Annotated in this window: 15 protein-coding genes; 4 read left to right on the top strand and 11 right to left on the bottom strand. The window is 64.4% G+C overall.

The genetic code is table 11. The features are described 5' to 3' along the window. Positions 1-31: 31 nt before the first annotated feature. Both DOM57_RS16145 and DOM57_RS16140 read left to right on the top strand, forming a co-directional pair. Positions 32-469, top strand: coding sequence for an MbcA/ParS/Xre antitoxin family protein (locus DOM57_RS16145; protein WP_110650221.1), 438 nt, complete (start codon positions 32-34; stop codon positions 467-469). After that, positions 469-945 (top strand): RES family NAD+ phosphorylase, encoded by a 477-nt coding sequence (locus tag DOM57_RS16140; RefSeq protein WP_110650220.1) that lies wholly within the window; start codon positions 469-471, stop codon positions 943-945. The genes DOM57_RS16145 and DOM57_RS16140 overlap by 1 nt, the downstream gene beginning before the upstream one ends. A gap of 216 nt (positions 946-1,161) precedes the next feature. Here DOM57_RS16140 and hemG read toward each other — a convergent pair whose 3' ends face one another. The 11 genes from hemG to kdgD form a co-directional block, all read right to left on the bottom strand. Next, on the bottom strand, positions 1,162-2,613 hold the full coding sequence (gene hemG / locus DOM57_RS16135; protein WP_110650219.1) for a protoporphyrinogen oxidase: 1,452 nt from the start codon (positions 2,611-2,613) through the stop codon (positions 1,162-1,164). 107 nt (positions 2,614-2,720) lie between these two features. Then, a complete protein-coding gene (locus DOM57_RS16130) occupies positions 2,721-4,070 on the bottom strand; it encodes an aryl-sulfate sulfotransferase (RefSeq protein ID WP_110650218.1) in 1,350 nt (449 codons plus the stop codon). A 113-nt stretch (positions 4,071-4,183) separates the two neighbouring features. Next, the gene (gene hepT / locus DOM57_RS16125) at positions 4,184-4,591 is read right to left on the bottom strand and encodes a type VII toxin-antitoxin system HepT family RNase toxin (protein WP_110650217.1); all 408 of its coding nucleotides are present in this window, start codon (positions 4,589-4,591) and stop codon (positions 4,184-4,186) included. Further along, positions 4,581-4,961 carry a type VII toxin-antitoxin system MntA family adenylyltransferase antitoxin gene (gene mntA, locus DOM57_RS16120; protein ID WP_239496272.1) on the bottom strand — a complete coding sequence of 127 codons (381 nt, stop codon included), beginning with the start codon at positions 4,959-4,961 and terminating at the stop codon, positions 4,581-4,583. Before mntA ends, hepT begins: the two co-directional genes overlap by 11 nt. A gap of 70 nt (positions 4,962-5,031) precedes the next feature. Beyond that, positions 5,032-6,621, bottom strand: a complete 1,590-nt coding sequence (locus DOM57_RS16115; protein WP_110650215.1) for an ABC-F family ATPase — start codon at positions 6,619-6,621, stop codon at positions 5,032-5,034. A 135-nt stretch (positions 6,622-6,756) separates the two neighbouring features. Then, on the bottom strand, positions 6,757-8,271 hold the full coding sequence (gene betC / locus DOM57_RS16110; RefSeq protein ID WP_110650214.1) for a choline-sulfatase: 1,515 nt from the start codon (positions 8,269-8,271) through the stop codon (positions 6,757-6,759). Positions 8,272-8,405: 134 nt separating this feature from the next. Continuing rightward, a complete protein-coding gene (gene eutC, locus DOM57_RS16105; RefSeq protein WP_110650213.1) occupies positions 8,406-9,230 on the bottom strand; it encodes an ethanolamine ammonia-lyase subunit EutC in 825 nt (274 codons plus the stop codon). Further along, a complete protein-coding gene (locus tag DOM57_RS16100; protein ID WP_110650212.1) occupies positions 9,227-10,648 on the bottom strand; it encodes an ethanolamine ammonia-lyase subunit EutB in 1,422 nt (473 codons plus the stop codon). Before DOM57_RS16100 ends, eutC begins: the two co-directional genes overlap by 4 nt. A 260-nt stretch (positions 10,649-10,908) precedes the next feature. Beyond that, positions 10,909-12,486, bottom strand: a complete 1,578-nt coding sequence (locus DOM57_RS16095) for an aldehyde dehydrogenase (NADP(+)) (protein WP_110650211.1) — start codon at positions 12,484-12,486, stop codon at positions 10,909-10,911. A gap of 160 nt (positions 12,487-12,646) precedes the next feature. Continuing rightward, positions 12,647-14,002 (bottom strand): enolase C-terminal domain-like protein, encoded by a 1,356-nt coding sequence (locus DOM57_RS16090; RefSeq protein ID WP_087720452.1) that lies wholly within the window; start codon positions 14,000-14,002, stop codon positions 12,647-12,649. Between the two features lie 114 nt (positions 14,003-14,116). After that, the gene (gene kdgD, locus DOM57_RS16085; protein WP_087720451.1) at positions 14,117-15,034 is read right to left on the bottom strand and encodes a 5-dehydro-4-deoxyglucarate dehydratase; all 918 of its coding nucleotides are present in this window, start codon (positions 15,032-15,034) and stop codon (positions 14,117-14,119) included. Positions 15,035-15,364: 330 nt separating this feature from the next. On the opposite strand from kdgD, the gene DOM57_RS16080 reads away from it, so the two are divergent. Both DOM57_RS16080 and DOM57_RS16075 read left to right on the top strand, forming a co-directional pair. Continuing rightward, positions 15,365-16,849: an amidase gene (locus tag DOM57_RS16080; RefSeq protein WP_110650210.1), complete on the top strand. Its 1,485-nt coding sequence runs from the start codon at positions 15,365-15,367 to the stop codon at positions 16,847-16,849. A gap of 84 nt (positions 16,850-16,933) precedes the next feature. After that, positions 16,934-18,299, top strand: a protein-coding gene (locus tag DOM57_RS16075) for an IS3 family transposase (RefSeq protein ID WP_110650265.1) whose coding sequence is annotated in 2 segments (ribosomal slippage) — positions 16,934-17,384 and positions 17,384-18,299 — 1,367 coding nt annotated over the 2 segments. Because the reading frame shifts where the segments join, the coding sequence is not laid out codon by codon here. This gene is flagged as partial in the annotation.

Below are 18,299 nucleotides of genomic sequence, written 5' to 3'. Positions count from 1 at the left end.
GAAGTTGTCACTCTGCGTCCCGGGAGCAACCATGGAAGTGCAAGAAAGCCCCGCAGCCTTCGACCGACCTTTTTTCGAAGGCATCGCCGAGGAACCAGCGGCGGTGATCCGAACGGCCCGGCGTGGCGTTCCGGGCCACCTGGTTCGCGATGCCATCACCATCCTGGGCGATCATCCCGACTTCCGCCTGCTCTTCGTGAACCTGCTGGAGACGACGTCGGGCAACCTTCACAGGGCCTATCAACGGCCGGCACTTTCGCGCACGCAATCCGAGGAAGTGCTTGATCTGCTTGGCCTAATCAATTATGCCCAGCGAGTATTCGGAGATCGCGAAATGGCGCTCGAGTGGCTGCGAACCCCGGTCACGGCGCTTGCCGGTGAAACTCCGGTGGCGCTTTGCGATACGTTTCATGGTCGTCAGCTGGTTCGTGGTGCCCTTCGCGCGATCGAGTGTGGCGAGTTCAGTTGATGCGGCTTTACCGGATTGGTCCCGCGCGGTGGTTGCCGGTGCTCAATGGACGCGGCGGGAGCTTTGAGAATGGCGGCCGCTGGAATGAGCCGGGAGATCCGGTCCTATACCTGGGTACATCGGTGAGCGTTGCCATGCTCGAGATGGGGAATTACCTACCTTCGCCTCGGCTGGTGCCCGCCAGCTATCGAGTCGGCATCTTCGATGTTCCCGACGATGCAGTGGATACCTGGACTTTGGACGACCTGGCGGATGATTGGAACCTGTATCCGCATCCTGGATCCACGCGGGCGATGGGCAGCGAATGGTTACGCAGCAATCGCAACCTTGTACTGCTGGTGCCCAGCTGCGCTGTACCCGGTGGGCTGGAAAATATCGCTGTCATCAATCCCAGGCACCCCCGCATGAGCGAAGTCGGTTTGGTCGATGCCACTCAGCAGGCGATCTACAATCCGAGAGTCTTCCAGGGCGTCTAGGGCCCGTTCACGATCTCGCGAGCTAGGATCAAACTAGGCGAAAACGACTGAGGAAAGGACCGGGCTCGCGTACGAGTTTACATTAGGGGTAAATGAGTATTCCGAAGTCGTTTGAACTCGCTCCGCTCGCCCTACGGGCCAGCCTTCGGCTGTTGTCTCCGCTGCGCTCCGGCTCAACAACGTTTGGCCGACGCGCAGCAGATTGTGAACAGGCTCCTAGGGAAACGCCAGGCTCTCGCCCACCAATCGCCCATTCTCCAGACAGTCCCCCACCGCGATGCCGCCGCGCCAGTTGCCTGCCAGTGTAAGACCGGGATGGCGCTCCAGGGCGGCATCCAGCGCCTCGATGCGTGCCAGATGTCCCAGCTCATATTGCGGTATCGCCCGTGGCCAACGGCTGACCCTGCGCCACACCGGCTCGCCGCGAATGTCCAGCAGATCGCTCAGATCGGCGAGGACTCGCGCGACCTGGGTATCGTCGTCGCCTTCCGCCGCGGCCGGGTCCCGCTGCCCGCCGATGAAGGCGTTGATCAGCTTGTGGCCCGCCGGCGCGCGCCCGGGAAACAGCGTCGAGGCGAACAACGCCCCCAGCGTGCGCCGGCCTTCGCTGCGCGGAATCAGTACGCCGAAGCCATCCAGCGGATGACCGATGTCCCCCTCGCGAAAGCCCAGCGCGATGGCGTTGACCGGCGGATAGTCGATCGCCTCGAGCGGCTGCGCCAGGGCCGCGTCCAGCGGCGCCAGCAGCCGGGCCGCCGCCAGCGCCGGCACCGCCAGAACCAGATGCCTGGCGCGCCATTCCCGTCCTTCACGCGCCCAGGCCACCCAATTTTCCCCCTCGCGGCGCACGCCGACGATCTCCCGTTCGCAGGCGATGGTCGACGTCGGCTGGGCGGCAATCCGTTCCGCCAGACGCCCGGCCAGCCGCTGCAGACCCTGGGGGAAGCTGACCAGCTTGCCGCGCCATTCGGCGGGAACGCCGGGCGGTTCGCGACGCCGCTGCCGCAGGTGCGCCAGGCCGCCCCGCAGCAACGAGCCGTGATCGCATTCCAGCGCCGCCAGGCGCGGCATCGCCGCCCGCACCGAGAGCCTCGACGGGTCGCCGGCATAGACGCCGGAAACGAAGGGATCGACCATGCGCTCGAGAATGCGTGGGCCGAGCCGACGCTGGACGAAGCTCGCCAGGCTCTCTTCATTATTGGTGTCGGCTTCGCCGGTATCGGCGGGTTTGACGAAGGGTTCCCGCAGCAGACGGGCCCAACCATGCCAACCGATCAGCGGCGAGCGCAACGCATCCAGCGGTCCCATCGGCAACGCCTGCGGCCGGCCGTCGAGCGCCACGTAGCGTTTGCGACTGGTGGTGTTGGCCGGCTGCGCTTCGGCGAGCAGCTCGAGTTCCTCGAGCAGGGCATAGAGCGGCGGCTTCATGATCACGGTGTTGGGGCCATGTTCGATCTGCCACTCGCCGTCGCGCTCGCTGCGAATGTTGCCGCCGGTGCGGGGCTCACGTTCGAGCAGCGTCACCCGCTGCCCGCGCTTGGCCAGCGCCCAGGCCGCCGCCAGTCCCGTCGCCCCGCCTCCCACGATCAGCACATCGAGCGGGGCATCGAGCGGGGCATCGCACCGGGGGTTCTGGGCTGTCGGGGAGCATGGGGCTTCACTAGGCATGAGATGAAAATTCGCGCGGGAAAGGGTCACGGCAGTGTACGCAGAGACCGCGCCGCCTGCATCCCGCCGGCGTGCGACAGGGTGTCGTCACGCCGGCGGGGCAGGTCTCACTCGCCCGGATGGCAACCGGGCGCTGCCACGTAATGGTCGCAATCCGGCTTGACCGCCGTCTCTTCGTGCGGCATGCCGTCCGGCGCCCAGGCGTAGTCGACCAGTTGCGCGCGGTAGACCTGGTTGGTGACGTAGTCGTCCTCCGGCATCGATTTGCCGAAGTAGGGACTGACGTACTCCCACACGATCTCGCCATCCGGCGTCACCTGGAACAGGCGCCCGTTCTGGCCTTCGTCGATCAGCGTATTGCCGTTGGGCAAACGTCGCGCACTGCTGATGAACGAGCTGTAGAAGGTGTACGGCGAGCGGCCGGACTGATTGCCGGTGTACTGCCAGACGATCTTCTGGCTGCTCGGGTCGACCTCGATCACCCGGGACGACGAGAAGAAGCCCTGCTTGGCGGGCGGGAAGCCGGCGTTGCCCTGATTGTCGAAAATCAGCAGATTGCCGGCGCCGGGCAGTCCCTCGGGAATGATATGCACGTCGTGGGAACCCACCGTCTGGTCTATCGGCCGGCCGAGCTTGCCAGTGAGCTGCAGCGCGGGGAAGTCGGGCCCGACGCGCCAGACGATGTCGCCACTGTTCTTGTCGACGATGAACGTCACGTTGGCGTTGCGCGAATTGACCAGGATATTGTCCGGCGCGAAGCGCGCGTCGCCTTCGTCGAACCAGTGGTTCGGTCCCACCGGCACGGCGGTGTTGAGGTGCAGGAAATCGGGATCCTCGGAGTCCTTGAGCGCGCGCATCCGCCTGTCGGAGAAGCCCATCTCGTCGAGATGATCGCCGGCTTTCCATTCCCACACGACCTTGCCGTCGGCATTGACCTCTTCGACCCCGTTATCGATGATCGGATAGTCGAAACCGTTGAGCTCGCGTATCTCGGCGGTCATCACCAGATTGTTGCCGTTGGCAAGGCGGCGCATGTCGTGGTGCTGATAGACCGGATTCTGCTGGCCGCCCCACTGCCACTGCACCTTGCCGTCCCAGTCGACTTCGGCGACGGAGGCGTTGGTCAGGCCGTTACCGGGGCTGGCGTGGTCGGGCAGTTTCTCGGCGCGTGCCAGTTGCACCAGCAGATGGCCTTTCTCGCCATTCGCCTGGTCGGCGGTCAGCGGCACCGGCGGGAAGCTCTCGTAATCCCAGCGATGCACCTCGTTGCCGTTCATGTCGATCAGGTGGGTCTTGCGATCGCCGCCGGGAAACAGCACGAAGCCGTTGTAGGCACGCTCGGGATCGTAATAGGTGGTGCCAGTGGCGAAGCTGGAGGGCAGCGCCTTGGCGGTAGACGCTATTGCCGCCAGCGCGGCGCCCAGCAATAGGGAGGCAAATCGCATCCGTGATGTCATCTCTCGTCGCTCCTTCGTCGAGTCCCCTGATGCGGGAAAGGCCGGCGCGTCAGTGTGCCGATCGACATTCAAGCATACCCCAAAATCCTGCGGGCGAGGTCGAGACTCTCCGATTAGTGGGTCAGCAACTGCTCCGTATAGCGCAGGAAGTCATGCAGATGCCTTTCGACGATTGCCACGGTGATGGCCGACTGAAGCTTCTGATAGTCGTGCACGGCGATATTGCGAAACCCCACCATCCGACGCATCACGTCCGCCGTTTCAGCGTCGATCCAGGCCGCCCGCGCCAGCAGCGTGAACACATCGCGGGAACTCTGCGGCACGCCCAGGCGTTCGCGCCGAATTAGGTAATGCCCCATGTCCAACGCCGCCTCGCAGGCCCGCTGGATATTGAGGATGGCAGCATCCTGGCGGGTGAAATCGGCAACGAAGGTGGCGGGATCCTTGGCGTACTCTTCGCGGGCGCGAGCGATACAGCGCTCGATCGTCGCCGCCTTGTTGATCAAAACATCATCGGCCATGCACGTGACCCTCCCGCTCGATGTCCGCCAGTAGCGGCGCCCGCGCTTCGTCCAGTGCCATCTTGTCGTTGAGCACGAACGCTTCGAACAGGTCGGCTTGCGTATCGCGCGTCCACCAGCGCTCCCCGCTGGTGATGACGCGATACTGCATGACGGTAGAGGCATCGCGCAGATCGATGAGGTCGACATCGAGGTCAAGCGTTACCGCCAGCGCCTGAGCGAGGTTCCACAGCGCGACCGGATCGGCCTTGCCGGCGAGCAGCACGGCGAGGTCCAGATCGCTATCCTGCCGCGCCTGGCCCGCTATCCGGCTACCGAAGGCATAGATCGCCAGCAACCGCTCATCCAGCTCATGGCGTAAAGTTCGCACGACTGCCGCTCGATCGATCTCTGTTTGCATAGGTCAGCACCTAGGGCCAGCTCGGATATTTCTGACCATCCTAGCCGTAAACACCCTGGCTGCGCAGGTAGTCGTCGTAGTTGCCGCTGAAGTCGACGATGCCATCCTCTTTCATCTCGATGATGCGGGTGGCCAGCGAGCCGACGAATTCACGGTCATGGCTGACGAAGATCAGCGTGCCCGGATAGTTGTCCAGCGCCAGATTGAGTGCCTCGATCGATTCCATGTCGAGGTGATTGGTGGGTTCGTCCATCACCAGCACGTTGGGCTTCTGCAGGGTCAGCTTGCCGAACAGCATGCGGCCCTGCTCGCCGCCGGAGATCACCTTGACCGACTTGCCGATGTCGTCGTTGGAGAACAGCATCCGCCCCAGCGCGCCACGCACCGTCTGCTCGCCCTCGGTGGTCCACTGGCGCATCCACTCGAACAGCGTCTCGCCGCCCTCGAAATCGGCGGCATGGTCCTGGGCGAAATAGCCCACCTCGGCGGCGTCGGTCCATTTCACCTCGCCGACATCCGGCGTCATCGCGCCGACCAGGCAGTTGAGCAGCGTGGTCTTGCCGATCCCGTTGGGGCCAATGATCGCCACCCGCTCGCCGGCCTCGATCTGCAGGCCGAAACGCTCGAACAGCACGTTGTCGCCCCACGCCTTGGAGAGCTTCTCCACCGTCAGCGCATGGCGGTGGATCTTCTTGGTCTGCTCGAAGCGAATGAACGGGCTGACCCGCGACGACGGCTTGACCTCCTCGAGCTGGATCTTGTCGATCTTGCGCTGGCGCGAGGTTGCCTGCTTGGCCTTGGAGGCGTTGGCCGAGAAACGGCTGACGAACTGCTGGAGTTCGGCGATCTCGGCCTTCTTCTTGGCATTCTCGGCGTGCAGGCGTTCGCGGGCCTGGGTGGCGGCGATCATGTACTCGTCGTAATTACCCGGGAACAGCCGCAGCTCGCCGTAGTCGAGATCCGCCATATGGGTGCAGACGCTGTTCAGGAAGTGACGATCGTGGGAGATGACGATCATCGTCGAACTGCGCGTCCGCAACACGCCTTCCAGCCAGCGGATGGTGTTGATGTCCAGGTGGTTGGTGGGCTCGTCGAGCAGCAGCACGTCCGGATCGCTGAACAGCGCCTGGGCCAGCAGTACGCGCAGCTTCCAGCCCGGCGCGACCACGCTCATCGGCTCGGTGTGCTGTTCGAGCGGAATTCCCAGCCCCAGCAGCAGCTCGCCGGCGCGGGCCTCGGCGGTGTAACCGTCGAGTTCGGCGAAACGCACCTCGAGATCGGCCACCTTCATGCCGTCCTCTTCGCTCATTTCCGCCTGGGCGTAGATGCGCTCGCGCTCGGCCGCCACCTGCCACAACTCCTCGTGGCCCATGATCACGGTGTCGATCACGCGCTCGTTCTCGAACGCGAACTGATCCTGGCGCAGCTTGCCCAGCCGTGTGGTGGAATCCTTCACAACCTGACCGCCGGAGGGCTCGAGATCGCCGCCCAGAATCTTCATGAAGGTGGATTTGCCGCAGCCGTTGGCGCCGATCAGGCCATAGCGATGGCCCTCGCCGAATTTGACGGAAACGTTCTCGAACAGCGGCTTGGGGCCAAACTGCATGGTGATGTTGGCAGTAGAGAGCACAGCGGTGGGTCTCGCGGGAAACGGCGTGGATGGAGCGACGATCGACCAAAGTCGAAACCCCATTGTACGCGGTCGACGCACACCTCGTCATGAGGGTGTTCCACGTCGTTTCCCATGAAGCCGCTACCCCGTGATCTACTCCCCGCGCGGGAAGCGCTGGGACTCTTCCAATATGTTGAGGTCCATGTGATTGCGCATGTAGCGCTCGGAGGCCACGCGTAGCGGCTGGTGATCCCACGGATAGTAGGCGCCGTTGCGCAATGCCTCGTAGACGATCAGCCGCCGCGCCTGGCTCTCGCGTACCTCGGCGTCGAATTGGGTCATGTCCCAGCGCTCGCGGCATTGGCGCTGCAGGTCGGCGAAGATGCCGGCATGCTCCGGATCGTCGGCCAGGTTGCGCTGCTCCAGCGGATCGGCCTCGAGGTCGAACAGTTGCGGCGGATCGAGCTCGCAGTGGTTGAACTTGTAGCGGCCCTGGCGAATCGTCACCAGCGGTGCGTTGGTGCCCTCGGCGGCATACTCCATGTAGACCGGGGTTTCGCGTTTCGCGCCATGCATCAGCGGCAGCAGCGACTCGCCGTCGGTCCAGGGCTCGATGTCGGAAAGGTCGATGCCGACCAGATCGGCCAGGGTGGCGTTGACGTCGAGCGACGAGACCGGATCGTCCACTCCGCGAGGCTCGACGCCGGGCGCGGCGATCATCAGCGGTACCCGCGACGAGCCTTCGAACGGGCTCATCTTGAACCATAGCCCGCGCTCGCCGAGCATGTCGCCATGGTCGGAGACGAACAGCACGATGGTGTCGTCGAGCATCCGCGTGCGTTCGAGCACGTCGAGAATGCCGCCGACCTTGTCGTCGACGTAGGAGAGATTGGCGAAGTAGCCGCGCCGGGCGCGCCGCACATGCTCGGGCTGGATATCGAACTTCGTATAGTCGTTGGCGACATAGAGCCGCTGGGAATGCGGGTCCTGTTCCTCGTAGGGCACCGTGCCCAGTGTCGGCTCGAGATGCTCGCAGTCTTCGTAGAGCTCCCAGAACTGGCGCCGCGCCACGTAGGGGTCGTGGGGATGGGTGAAACTCACGCACATCGCCCAGGGCCGGAGGTCATGACCGCGCGCCAGATCGTAGAGCTTCTGTTCGGCGAGGAAGGCGACTTCGTCGTCGTACTCCATCTGGTTGGAGATCTCGGCCACCCCGGCGCCGGTGACCGAACCCAGGTTGTGATACCACCAGTCGATGCGCTCGCCCGGCTTGCGATAGTCCGGCGTCCAGCCGAAGTCGGCCGGATAGACGTCGGTGGTCAGGCGCTGTTCGAAACCATGCAGCTGATCCGGACCGACGAAGTGCATCTTGCCCGACAGGCAGGTGTGGTAGCCGCTGCGCCGCAGATGGTGCGCCCAGGTCGGGATGCTGGAAGGGAATTCGGCGGCGTTGTCGTAGACGCCGGTGCGCGAAGGCAACTGGCCCGACATGAAGGCCGCCCGGCCCGGCGCGCACAGCGGACTCGGGGTGTAGGCATTACGAAAACGCACCGAGCGCTCCGCCAGCGCCTTCAGATGCGGCATGTGCAGGAAGTCGGCCGGACCATCGTCGAATAGCGTACCGTTGACCTGATCGGCCATCAGTATCAAAACATTGGGGCGTTTCATGGTTCTCTCCCGCGTCGTTGAATTGTTGCCTGTGCGGATCGAGGCCCAGCTTGCGCGCGAAGGATGGATTAGCGCAAACGATCTATTTTGCGCCTAAGGCCAAGTTCATCTAAGCCTGCTGCCGGCCCCGAGAGTCAAGGCGCCCCGGTCACGGGCGGCAACAGGAAATTGCCGGTTCGCCCATCGCCCAGTCGTGAATCGACCTCGCTGTCATCCTTGAGCACCACGCCGGAGGCGCCCAGTGCCTGGGCCTGGCGCATCAGGTAGGCGAGCAGCCTGGCGGCATTGGCATAACTCAAGCCGCGCGGGCGGATGTTGGAGATACAGTTGCGCTCGCTGTCGCGGCGCCCGGCTCTCGGCGCCCAGGTGAAGTAGAGCCCCAGGCTGTCCGGCGAGCTGAGCCCGGGGCGCTCGCCGATCAGCACCACGCTCATGCGCGCACCGAGCGCCTCGCCGATCGGGTCGCCGATCGCCACCCGCCCCTGCTCGACCAGTGCCACCGGCCCCGGCGACAGCCCCAGCCGTTCGATCTCCGGCAGCGCGGCATCCAGGAACGGGATCGCCTGCTCGTGGATCGCCCGCGCGGAAAGCCCATCGACCACGCAGATCGAGACGTCGCAACTCCCGGCCGGCAGGCGCGCCAGTTCCTGCCGCGAGGCTTCGCTCAAGCGCCGCCCGAGGTCCGGCCGGCGCAGGTACTCGCTGCGGTCGGCGGCCTGGCTGTGCAACCGCAGCGCCAGCGCGAAGCGCTCATCCAGCTCCGGCATCAGGCGTTCGGTATCCAGCGCCATGTGCACCGCGTCGCGGGCACGGGCGTGATCCATCTGGAACGCCAGTTGCGCCGCCGTGGGCAGGCTGCCGCCGACGCGCCCCAGGCCGATCCGCGCGTCGGTTAACTCGCGCAGCCGCTGCCAGGGGTTGTCGACGGTGATTTCGCGCTGCCCATCATCCCCGCTCATGGCGCCGCCTCCTCGCCGGTGGCGTCCGCTTGCGCCTGCCCCAGCACCGCCTGGAAGCGCGCCGGCAGCTCGCGCTCGAAGGCGATGCCGTGGCCGTGGCGATAGATGCCGCTGGTCTCGAGCCACTCTTCGAACTCCGGTGCCGGACGCAGGCCGAGCACCTGACGCAGGTAGAGCGCGTCGTGGAACGAGGTGGTCTGGTAGTTGAGCATGATGTCGTCGGAGCCGGGAATGCCCATGATGTAATGGCAGCCGGCGGCGCCGAGCAGCGTCAGCAGCATGTCCATGTCGTCCTGGTCGGCTTCGGCGTGGTTGGTGTAGCAGATGTCGCAACCCATCGGCACCCCGAGCAGCTTGCCGCAGAAGTGATCCTCCAGCCCGGCGCGGATGATCTGCTTGCCGTCGAACAGGTATTCGGGGCCGATGAAGCCGACCACGGTATTGACCAGCAGCGGCTCGAACTCGCGGGCCACGGCGTAGGCGCGCGCCTCCAGCGTCTGCTGGTCGAGGCCGTGATGGGCGTCGGCGGAGAGCGCGCTGCCCTGGCCGGTCTCGAAGTACATCACGTTGTTGCCCAGCGTGCCCCGATGCAGCGACAACGCCGCCTCGCGGCCTTCCCGCAGCAGCGCCAGATCGATGCCGAAACCGCGATTGGCCGCCTCGGTGCCGGCGATCGACTGGAATACCAGATCGGTGGGCGCGCCACGTTCGATCGCTTCGATCGCGGTGGTGACATGGGTCAGCACGCAGCTCTGGGTGGGGATCTCGTAGCGAGCGATGATCTCGTCGAGCATCTTCAACAGTGTCACCACCGTGCCGGTGTTGTCGCCGGCCGGATTGATGCCGATCACCGCGTCGCCGCTGGCGTAGAGCAGGCCATCGAGAATGCTGGCGGCGATGCCGCTGGCATCGTCGGTGGGATGGTTGGGCTGCAGCCGGGTCGACAGCCGTCCGGGCAGGCCGATGGTATTGCGAAAGCGCGTCACCACCCGGCACTTGCGCGCCGCCAGCACCAGATCCTGAACCCGCATCAGCTTGGATACCGCCGCCACCATCTCCGGCGTCAGCCCGGGCGCCAGCCGGGCCAGCGATTCGCCATCGGCGCGCTCGGAGAGCAGCCAGTTGCGGAACTCGCCGACGCTCAGGCCGGCGACCGGGGCGAAGGCGCCGCGGTCATGGCGGTCGAGGATCAGCCGGGTGATTTCGTCTTCCTCGTAGGGGATCAGCGGCTCTTCCAGAAACCGCCTCAATGGCAGTTCGGCCAGCGCCATCTGGGCAGCGGCGCGCTCCTCGGCGCTGGCGGCGGCGATGCCCGCCAATTCGTCGCCGGAACGCCGGGGCGTGGCGGCGGCCATCAGCGCCCCGAGGCTGTCGAAGCGATAGCGCCGGCTTCCGATGTCGATCGTATGTTCGGCCATTGGCAACCTACCCGTGATTCGTTGTCTTTGTACGGTTATCGATTGCTCATGTTATGCCATATCCCGCACCTCGCCAGCGACCTATGCCCACGTTCTGTCTGAAAAGCCGGCGAGGCTTCACGATGGCCGGAAGGCCGGCGAAATAGCGGATGATTCGCCGGCCAGCACGCCAGCCATTCATGAAAAAGGCCACCCCGTGAGGAGTGGCCTTCGCTAGATCAGCCTACGACGCGACGATGTCGCCGCGATGATTGGGCGAATCAGCCCTCGCGCTTGCCGTCGACCAGCCGCCGCAGCTTGAGCGGATTGTCGTGCTTGAGCGCCGCCGGCAACAGCGCGTCCGGCAGGTCCTGGTAGCAGACCGGACGCAGGAAGCGGAAGATCGCCGCGGTGCCCACGGAGGTGGTACGCGAATCTGAGGTCGCCGGGAACGGCCCGCCGTGGACCATGGCGTCGCACACCTCGACCCCGGTCGGCCAGCCATTGACCAGAATACGGCCTGCCTTGCGTTCCAGCGTCGGCAGCAGCGCCTTGGCGGCGTCGATGTCGGCATCGTCCATCTGCAGCGTGGCGGTCAGCTGGCCTTCCAGATGCTCGGCGACCTGCTTGAGTTCGGCCGCGTCGGCGCACTCGACCACCAGCGAGGTGGAGCCGAAGATTTCCGCCTGCAGCGCTTCGTTACCGAGGAAATCCTGCGCCGAGGTCACGAACAGGCCGGTCTGGCACTGGTTCGGCCCCTCGCCCTTCTGGCCACGCGCGACTTCGCGCGCCTTGCCGCTGCCGGCCAGGCCTTTGACGCCACTTTCGTAGGCTTCGAAGATTCCCGGCGTGAGCATGGTCTGGGCAGCGCTGGCCTTGACCGCGTCACCGGCGGCGGCGACGAAGGCATCCAGTTCCGGCCCTTTGATCGCGATCACCAGCCCCGGATTGGTGCAGAACTGGCCGGCACCCATGTTGAGCGAGCCGACGAACGCCTTGCCCATCTCCTGGCCACGCGCCTTGAGCGCCGCCGGCAGCGGGAACACCGGGTTGATCGAACTCATCTCGGCATAGAACGGGATCGGCTCGGGGCGCGACTGCGCGGCTTTCCACAGCGCCAGGCCGCCGCTGCGCGAACCGGTGAAGCCGGCGGCCTTGATGCGCGGATCGGTGACCAGCGCCTGGCCGACTTCGCGCCCGGAACCGAACATCAGCGAGAACACGCCTTCCGGCAGCCCACACTTCTTGACCGCCGCCTGGATCGCGCGGCCGACCAGTTCGCTGGTGCCGGGATGCGCGGAGTGCGCCTTGACGATCACCGGACAGCCGGCGGCCAGCGCGGAGGCGGTGTCGCCGCCGGCGACGGAGAACGCCAGCGGGAAGTTGCTGGCGCCGAATACCACCACCGGACCGAGGGCGATCTGGCGCTGACGCAGGTCGTTGCGCGGCAGCGGCTGGCGATCCGGCAGCGCCGGGTCGACGCGCACGTCGAGCCATTCGCCGTCGCGCACCACCCGCGCGAACAGCCGCAACTGACCGCAGGTACGACCCCGCTCGCCCTGGATACGACCCTGCGGCAGACCGGACTCGGCCACGGCACGCTCGATCAGGTCATCACCGATCGCTTCGATCTCGTCGGCAACGGTTTCCAGAAACGTGGCGCGCTCCTCCAGCGAGGTTTCGCGATAGCTGTCGAAGGCACTCCACGCCAGTTCGCAGGCGCGATCGACTTCGGTCTGAGTGCCACCGGGATAGCTCGGATCCAAGCGCTCGTTGGTCGCCGGATTGATCGCCTGGATCGGATCGCGACTACCCTTGACGGCCTGCTGACCGATCAGCATTTCACCTGTCAGATTCATGTTGCCTCCTGCAGTGATGGTGGATACTCATTCATCTTCCGGCATTAGGCCGGATGCAACTTGTCTTTCACCCGCCTTGGCATCGTGTCTCGACATCGTGACCGAGCGGGGTCGTTCCCGCCGGGCAATCCTGACTACATGCGTCCACCGCACGGCCATTTCAACGTACCAGCGCCGGACGCTTGGGATCGAACTGCCAGCCATCGATCAGATATTGCATCGCCATGGCGTCGTTGCGCCCGCCGGCAGGCAGGCTGCGATAGAGCGCGTTGGCCTGCTCGATCTGTTCCATGTCGACCTCGATACCCAGCCCGGGAGCGTCGGTGACGGCAACCTTGCCATCGACGATCTGCGGCGACTCACGGGTCAGCCGGGCATCGCCCTCCTGCCAGATCCAGTGGGTATCCAGTGCGGTGGTGCGGCCGACGGCCGCCGCCCCGACCTGGGCGAACATCGCCAGCGAGATATCGAAGTGATTGTTGGAGTGCGAGCCCCAGGTCATGCCATGGTCCTGGCACAGCTGGGAGACACGCACCGCGCCGGAAAGCGTCCAGAAGTGCGGATCGGCCAGCGGAATGTCGACCGAACGCAGCATCAGTGCATGAGCCATCTCGCGCCAGTTGGTAGCCACCATGTTGGTGGCGACCGGCAATCCGGTGGCATGGCGGAACTCGGCCAGGATCTCGCGACCGGAGAAGCCCTGCTCCGCCCCGCAAGGATCCTCGGCATAGGCGATGACGCCGTGCAGGTTCTTGCAAAGGCGGATCGCCTCCTGCAACGACCACGCGCCGTTGGGATCGATCGTCACTCGCGCCTCGGGAAACGCATTGTGCAACGCCGTGACCGCTTCGATTTCCTGCTCGCCCGGCAGCGCGCCGCCCTTGAGCTTGAAATCCCTGAAACCGTAGCGATCGTGGGCCGCCTCGGCCAGCTCGACAATACGCTGCGGCGTCATTGCCGCTTCGTCGCGCAGGCGGTACCAGTCGTGGCTGGCGTCCTCGGTTCCGCGACGCTCAGTACCACGACGATAGCCCAGCGGGGTGGCGTGACCATCGCCGATGAAGAACAGATAGCCCAGCACCTCGACGCTATCGCGCTGCTTGCCGTCGCCCAGCAACTCGGCCACCGGCACGTCGAGGAACTTGCCGAACAGATCGAGCAGAGCGGCTTCGAGCGCCGCCACCGCATTGACACGCAGCTCGAAGGTCCAGGAACCCTTGCCGAAATCCTCGAAATCGGCGCCACGACCGGCGGAGTGCAGCGATGCCACCATCGAGCGCAGCTTGCCGATGGGCTGACCGATTACCAGTGGGCGCGCCTGCTCCAGAGAGCGCTGGATCGTCTCGCCACCCGGCGCTTCGCCCACGCCGACATTACCGGCACTGTCTTCGAGGAGGATCAGGTTGCGGGTGAAGTAAGGCGAATGTGCACCACCGATATTGAGCAACATGCTGTCGCGACCGGCGACCGGAATGACCTGCATATCGGTGATGGTAGGCGTGCCATGACTCGGCATTGAACTCCTCCGTCGGCAATACGGGCGCGCGCTGCACAGTCGAGGCCCAGCGCCCAGAGATAACCAGGGCGGTCTCGAGACCGCCCCGTCTTGTCAATCAGCGCATCAATCGGCTCAGAGCGCGTTGGCTTTTTCGATCAACTGCTTGAGCGTGGCCCGCTCTTTCTCGTTGGGCATGGTCAGCGGCGCACGCACGTCGCCACCCGGATAACCGACCAGGTCGGCACCGGCCTTGATCAGACTGACGGCATAGCCTTTCTGGGTATCGCGCATAGTGACGAACGGAATGAAGAACTCGCGAGTCGCCTGACGCACGAACTCGCTATTGCCCTTGCGCAGCTCCTTGTAGAACTTCACGGCCATGTCCGGCACGAAGTTGAACACCGCGGAAGAATAGGTGCTGACGCCAATGGCCAGATAGGCTTCGGCAATGATCTCGGCCGTCGGCACGCCACCAACGTAGGCGAGGCGATCGCCCAGCGTCTTGATGATGATGTTGAGCGCCTGCATGTCGCCCTTGCCGTCTTTCAGGCCGACCAGGTTCGGGCAGCGATCGGCCAATGCCTGAACGGCATTGACGGTGAGATAGCCGTTGGCACGGTTGTAGTAGATCACGTTGAGGTCGGTGGAATCGCAGACGCTGGCGGCGTACTCGACGATGCCGGATTCCGGGCACTCGGTCAGGTACGGCGGCATCAGCAGAATGCCATCGGCGCCCGCTTCCTGGGCGGCCTTGGCGTGCGCCTTGGCGAGTTCGGCACTCTGGCCGGCGCTGGCGATGACCGGCACGTGCCCACCGATGGTTTCCACGGCGACTTTGACGATTTCACGATATTCATCGATGGTGATGTTGAAGAATTCGCCAGTGCCGCCAGCCACGAAAAGGGCGGAAACTTCATACTCCTTCAGCCACAGCAGACGGCGACGGTAGCTTTCGACATCGAACTTGCCGTTGGCATCGAAATCGGTCACCGGGAACGACAGCAAACCGTCGGTGATAGAGGTAACGACCGCTTCTTTGGAAAAATTCACCTGATTCCCCTTATCATGGGTTAACGTATGCAGACATTCGGCCGACTGCCGCCGCGCTAAAATGGCGCAAGCGGAAGCAGGATTCTATCGATATGTTGTCATACATCATACCAGAATGCCATTAGACCTTCGATGGATTCTGCTGGGTGCATGTCTCGTCTTTGCTGAACCTGGCGTCACCCAGGGCTGCATGGCCGAATCCGAGCGCCCAGACGAACGGTTGCATCAAGATCGGATCGGAGAGAAGACTGCCTGACGTGCCGTAGCGGCATGACAGTCACCTGACTGCGGTATGCTGATCGACACCCTCTTTTGCCGGGATCTTTGCCGATGTCTAACGCTTCCGACCGCACGCCTGTCCGACCGCCGCTGAACGAGATCGTCACCTGGGAGGCGACCAGGCTGTCGCAGCGCATCCATGACCGATCGGTCTCCTGTCGCGAGGTCATGATCGCCTACCTCGATCATATCGACGCCGTGAACCCTATCGTCAACGCCATCATCTCCCGCCGCGAGCGCGCCCCGTTGCTCGCCGAGGCCGAGCTCGCCGATCGCGAACTCGCTGCGGGGCAGTCGCGCGGCTGGATGCATGGCTTCCCGCAGGCGATCAAGGATCTCTCCGACGCCCAAGGCTTCCCGACGACCCAGGGTTCTCCGCTGTTCTCCGGCCAGATCGCCCAGCAGGACAGCCTGATGAGCGAGCGCATGCGTGCAGCCGGCGCGATCTTCATCGGCAAGACCAATACGCCGGAATTCGGCCTGGGCTCGCAATCCTACAACCCGGTATTCGGCGCCACTCGCAACGCCTTCGATTTTTCGCGTACCGCCGGCGGCTCCAGCGGTGGCGCGGCGGCAGCGCTAGCCATGCGGATGCTGCCGGTCGCCGACGGCAGCGACATGATGGGCTCGTTGCGAAACCCCGCCGCCTTCAATCACGTGATCGGCTTTCGCCCCTCGTTTGGCCGCGTGCCCGGTCTCGTCGCCGACCCGTTCGGTCAACAGCTCGCCACCAACGGCCCGATGGGGCGAACCGTCGAAGACGTGGCCCGCCTGCTCGACACGCAGTCCGGCTTCGATCCACGCGTCCCGCTCTCGCTGGGGGAGCCGCTGATTCCCGACGGCAGCAGCGTTTCCGGCGCGCTCGACCGCGACGTTCACGGGTTGCGGATCGGCTGGCTCGGCGACTGGCGGGGGCATCTGGCGATGGAAGCGGGCGTGCTCTCGCAATGCAGAGCGGCGCTGGACCGCTTCGCCCCGCTGGGCTGCGAGGTGGAAGCGATCGATCTGCCCTTCGACGCCGAGATGCTGTGGGAAAGCTGGACGACGCTGCGCCACTGGGCCGTCGCCGGCAACCTGGGGGCGCTCTACGTCGCCCCCGCCACCCGAGAGCACTTGAAGCCGGAAGCGCAGTGGGAGGTCGAACGCGGTCTGGCGCTCTCGGCGCAGGATATCCACGTGGCCAACGTCCAGCGTGGCGATGCCTACCGAGCCTGGAGCGCGCTGTTCGAGCGCTTCGACTACCTGGCCATGCCCAGCGCCCAGGTCTTTCCGTTCGACGTGGAGACGCACTGGCCGCGCGAGATCGCCGGGCGCACGATGGATACCTATCACCGCTGGATGGAAGTCGTGATTCCCGCCTCGATGCTCGGCGCTCCGACGATCAGCCTGCCGGCCGGACTCAACGACGCCGGCCTGCCGATGGGCTTTCAACTGATCGGCCGGCCCCGGGACGACTGGGGCGTGCTGCAACTGGCGCGCGCCTTCGAGGCGGCCAGTGGCGATCTGGCGAGATTGCCGCCGACGCTGGGCGAATAGCCGGTCACGCGCAAAAAAAGAGGCGACGGGATTTGAACTGCACCCCTAAAGTTGGACACCCATCCAACCTTCGGGGTGTTTTTGATGGCGAGATACGACGAGAGCTTCAAACTGCGGGTTGTTCAGCAGTGTTTACGTGAGGACGTCAGTCCGGGGGAGATAGCTCGCCAGCATGGCCTGGATAAGTCCACCGTACACCAATGGCTGGAAACCTACCGACAGCATGGCATGTCGGGATTGCGCAAAAAATACAGTCACCGCAGTGCGACCTTCAAGCAGGAGGTGCTTGAGCGGATGTGGCGGGATGGCCTGTCCCAACGACAGACGGCGGCCCTGTTCGATATCCGCGAACGCAGCGCTATTGGCAGATGGGAACGTCAATACCATAGTGGAGGTCTGACTGCCCTGGAACCCAAGCGTAAGGGACGCCGCCCAATGTCGAAGAAGCCGCCTTCACCACCCTCTCCCGATGAAGAGCGCTCTCAGAAGGAGTTGCTCGAAGAGCTCGCTTACCTGCGTGCCGAGAACGCCTACCTAAAAAAGCTCGATGCCTTGATCCGGGAAGAGCAGGCGGCGGCGCGAGGCAAAAAGCGCAAACCGTCCAGGGATTAAGGCATGAGCAACCCCTCGCCTTGCTGCTGCGGGCGGCTGGTCTTTCGCGCAGCACGTTCTACTATCAGCGTAAGGCTCAGAGCACAGGTGACAAATACGCGGCCCTGAAAACGCGGATACGCCAAATCTACGACCACCACCGGGGACGTTACGGTTACCGTCGCATCACGGCCGTCTTGAAGCAGGCGGGCGAAACGGTCAATCACAAGACCGTGCAGCGACTGATGAACAGACTGGGCCTGATGTCCCTGGTACGTCGAAAGCGATACCGCTCCTATCGAGGAACCGTAGGGCGAATCGCGCCCAATCTGCTCGACCGCCAGTTCCAGGCACAATGGCCTAACCAGAAGTGGGTCACCGATATCACGGAGTTCAGCGTCAACGGCCAGAAACTGTATCTGTCGCCGGTCATGGACCTCTATAACGGTGAGATCGTGGCCTACCAGACAGGCAAGCGGCCGGCCCTATCACTGGTGAGTGGCATGCTGCACAAGGCGTTGGCTCGACTGAATCCAGCGGACAAGCCGCAGCTGCACTCCGATCAAGGATGGCATTATCAACATCCCGCTTACCGGCGTTTGCTGGCGGAGAGATCCCTGGTCCAGAGCATGTCGCGGAAAGGCAACTGTCTGGACAACGCGGCGATGGAGAGTTTCTTCGGCACCCTCAAGGCCGAGTACTTCCACCTGAATCGGTTCGAGACGCTCGAGCAGCTGCAGCGAGGGATCGATCACTATATCCACTACTACAATCACGAACGCATCAAACTGACACTAAAAGGCCTGAGCCCTGTGCAGTACAGGACCCAGGCCTTGAGAGCCGACTACGCTCTGTCTGA

The sequence above is a fragment of the Salinicola peritrichatus genome (assembly GCF_003206715.1).
In the GTDB taxonomy this organism is placed as follows: domain Bacteria; phylum Pseudomonadota; class Gammaproteobacteria; order Pseudomonadales; family Halomonadaceae; genus Salinicola; species Salinicola peritrichatus.
Note: the sequence above shows the minus strand (reverse complement) of the source record. Positions and strands in the feature narration are given on the sequence as shown.

Excerpts from the sequence above, each read along its gene's own strand:
- DOM57_RS16145 (WP_110650221.1), top strand. The coding sequence starts at position 32 with ATGGAAGTGCAAGAAAGCCCCGCAGCCTTCGACCGACCTTTTTTCGAA.
- DOM57_RS16140 (WP_110650220.1), top strand. The coding sequence starts at position 469 with ATGCGGCTTTACCGGATTGGTCCCGCGCGGTGGTTGCCGGTGCTCAAT.
- hemG (WP_110650219.1), bottom strand. The coding sequence starts at position 2,613 with ATGCCTAGTGAAGCCCCATGCTCCCCGACAGCCCAGAACCCCCGGTGC.
- DOM57_RS16130 (WP_110650218.1), bottom strand. The coding sequence starts at position 4,070 with ATGACATCACGGATGCGATTTGCCTCCCTATTGCTGGGCGCCGCGCTG.
- hepT (WP_110650217.1), bottom strand. The coding sequence starts at position 4,591 with ATGGCCGATGATGTTTTGATCAACAAGGCGGCGACGATCGAGCGCTGT.
- betC (WP_110650214.1), bottom strand. The coding sequence starts at position 8,271 with ATGAAACGCCCCAATGTTTTGATACTGATGGCCGATCAGGTCAACGGT.
- eutC (WP_110650213.1), bottom strand. The coding sequence starts at position 9,230 with ATGAGCGGGGATGATGGGCAGCGCGAAATCACCGTCGACAACCCCTGG.
- DOM57_RS16100 (WP_110650212.1), bottom strand. The coding sequence starts at position 10,648 with ATGGCCGAACATACGATCGACATCGGAAGCCGGCGCTATCGCTTCGAC.
- DOM57_RS16095 (WP_110650211.1), bottom strand. The coding sequence starts at position 12,486 with ATGAATCTGACAGGTGAAATGCTGATCGGTCAGCAGGCCGTCAAGGGT.
- DOM57_RS16090 (WP_087720452.1), bottom strand. The coding sequence starts at position 14,002 with ATGCCGAGTCATGGCACGCCTACCATCACCGATATGCAGGTCATTCCG.
- DOM57_RS16080 (WP_110650210.1), top strand. The coding sequence starts at position 15,365 with ATGTCTAACGCTTCCGACCGCACGCCTGTCCGACCGCCGCTGAACGAG.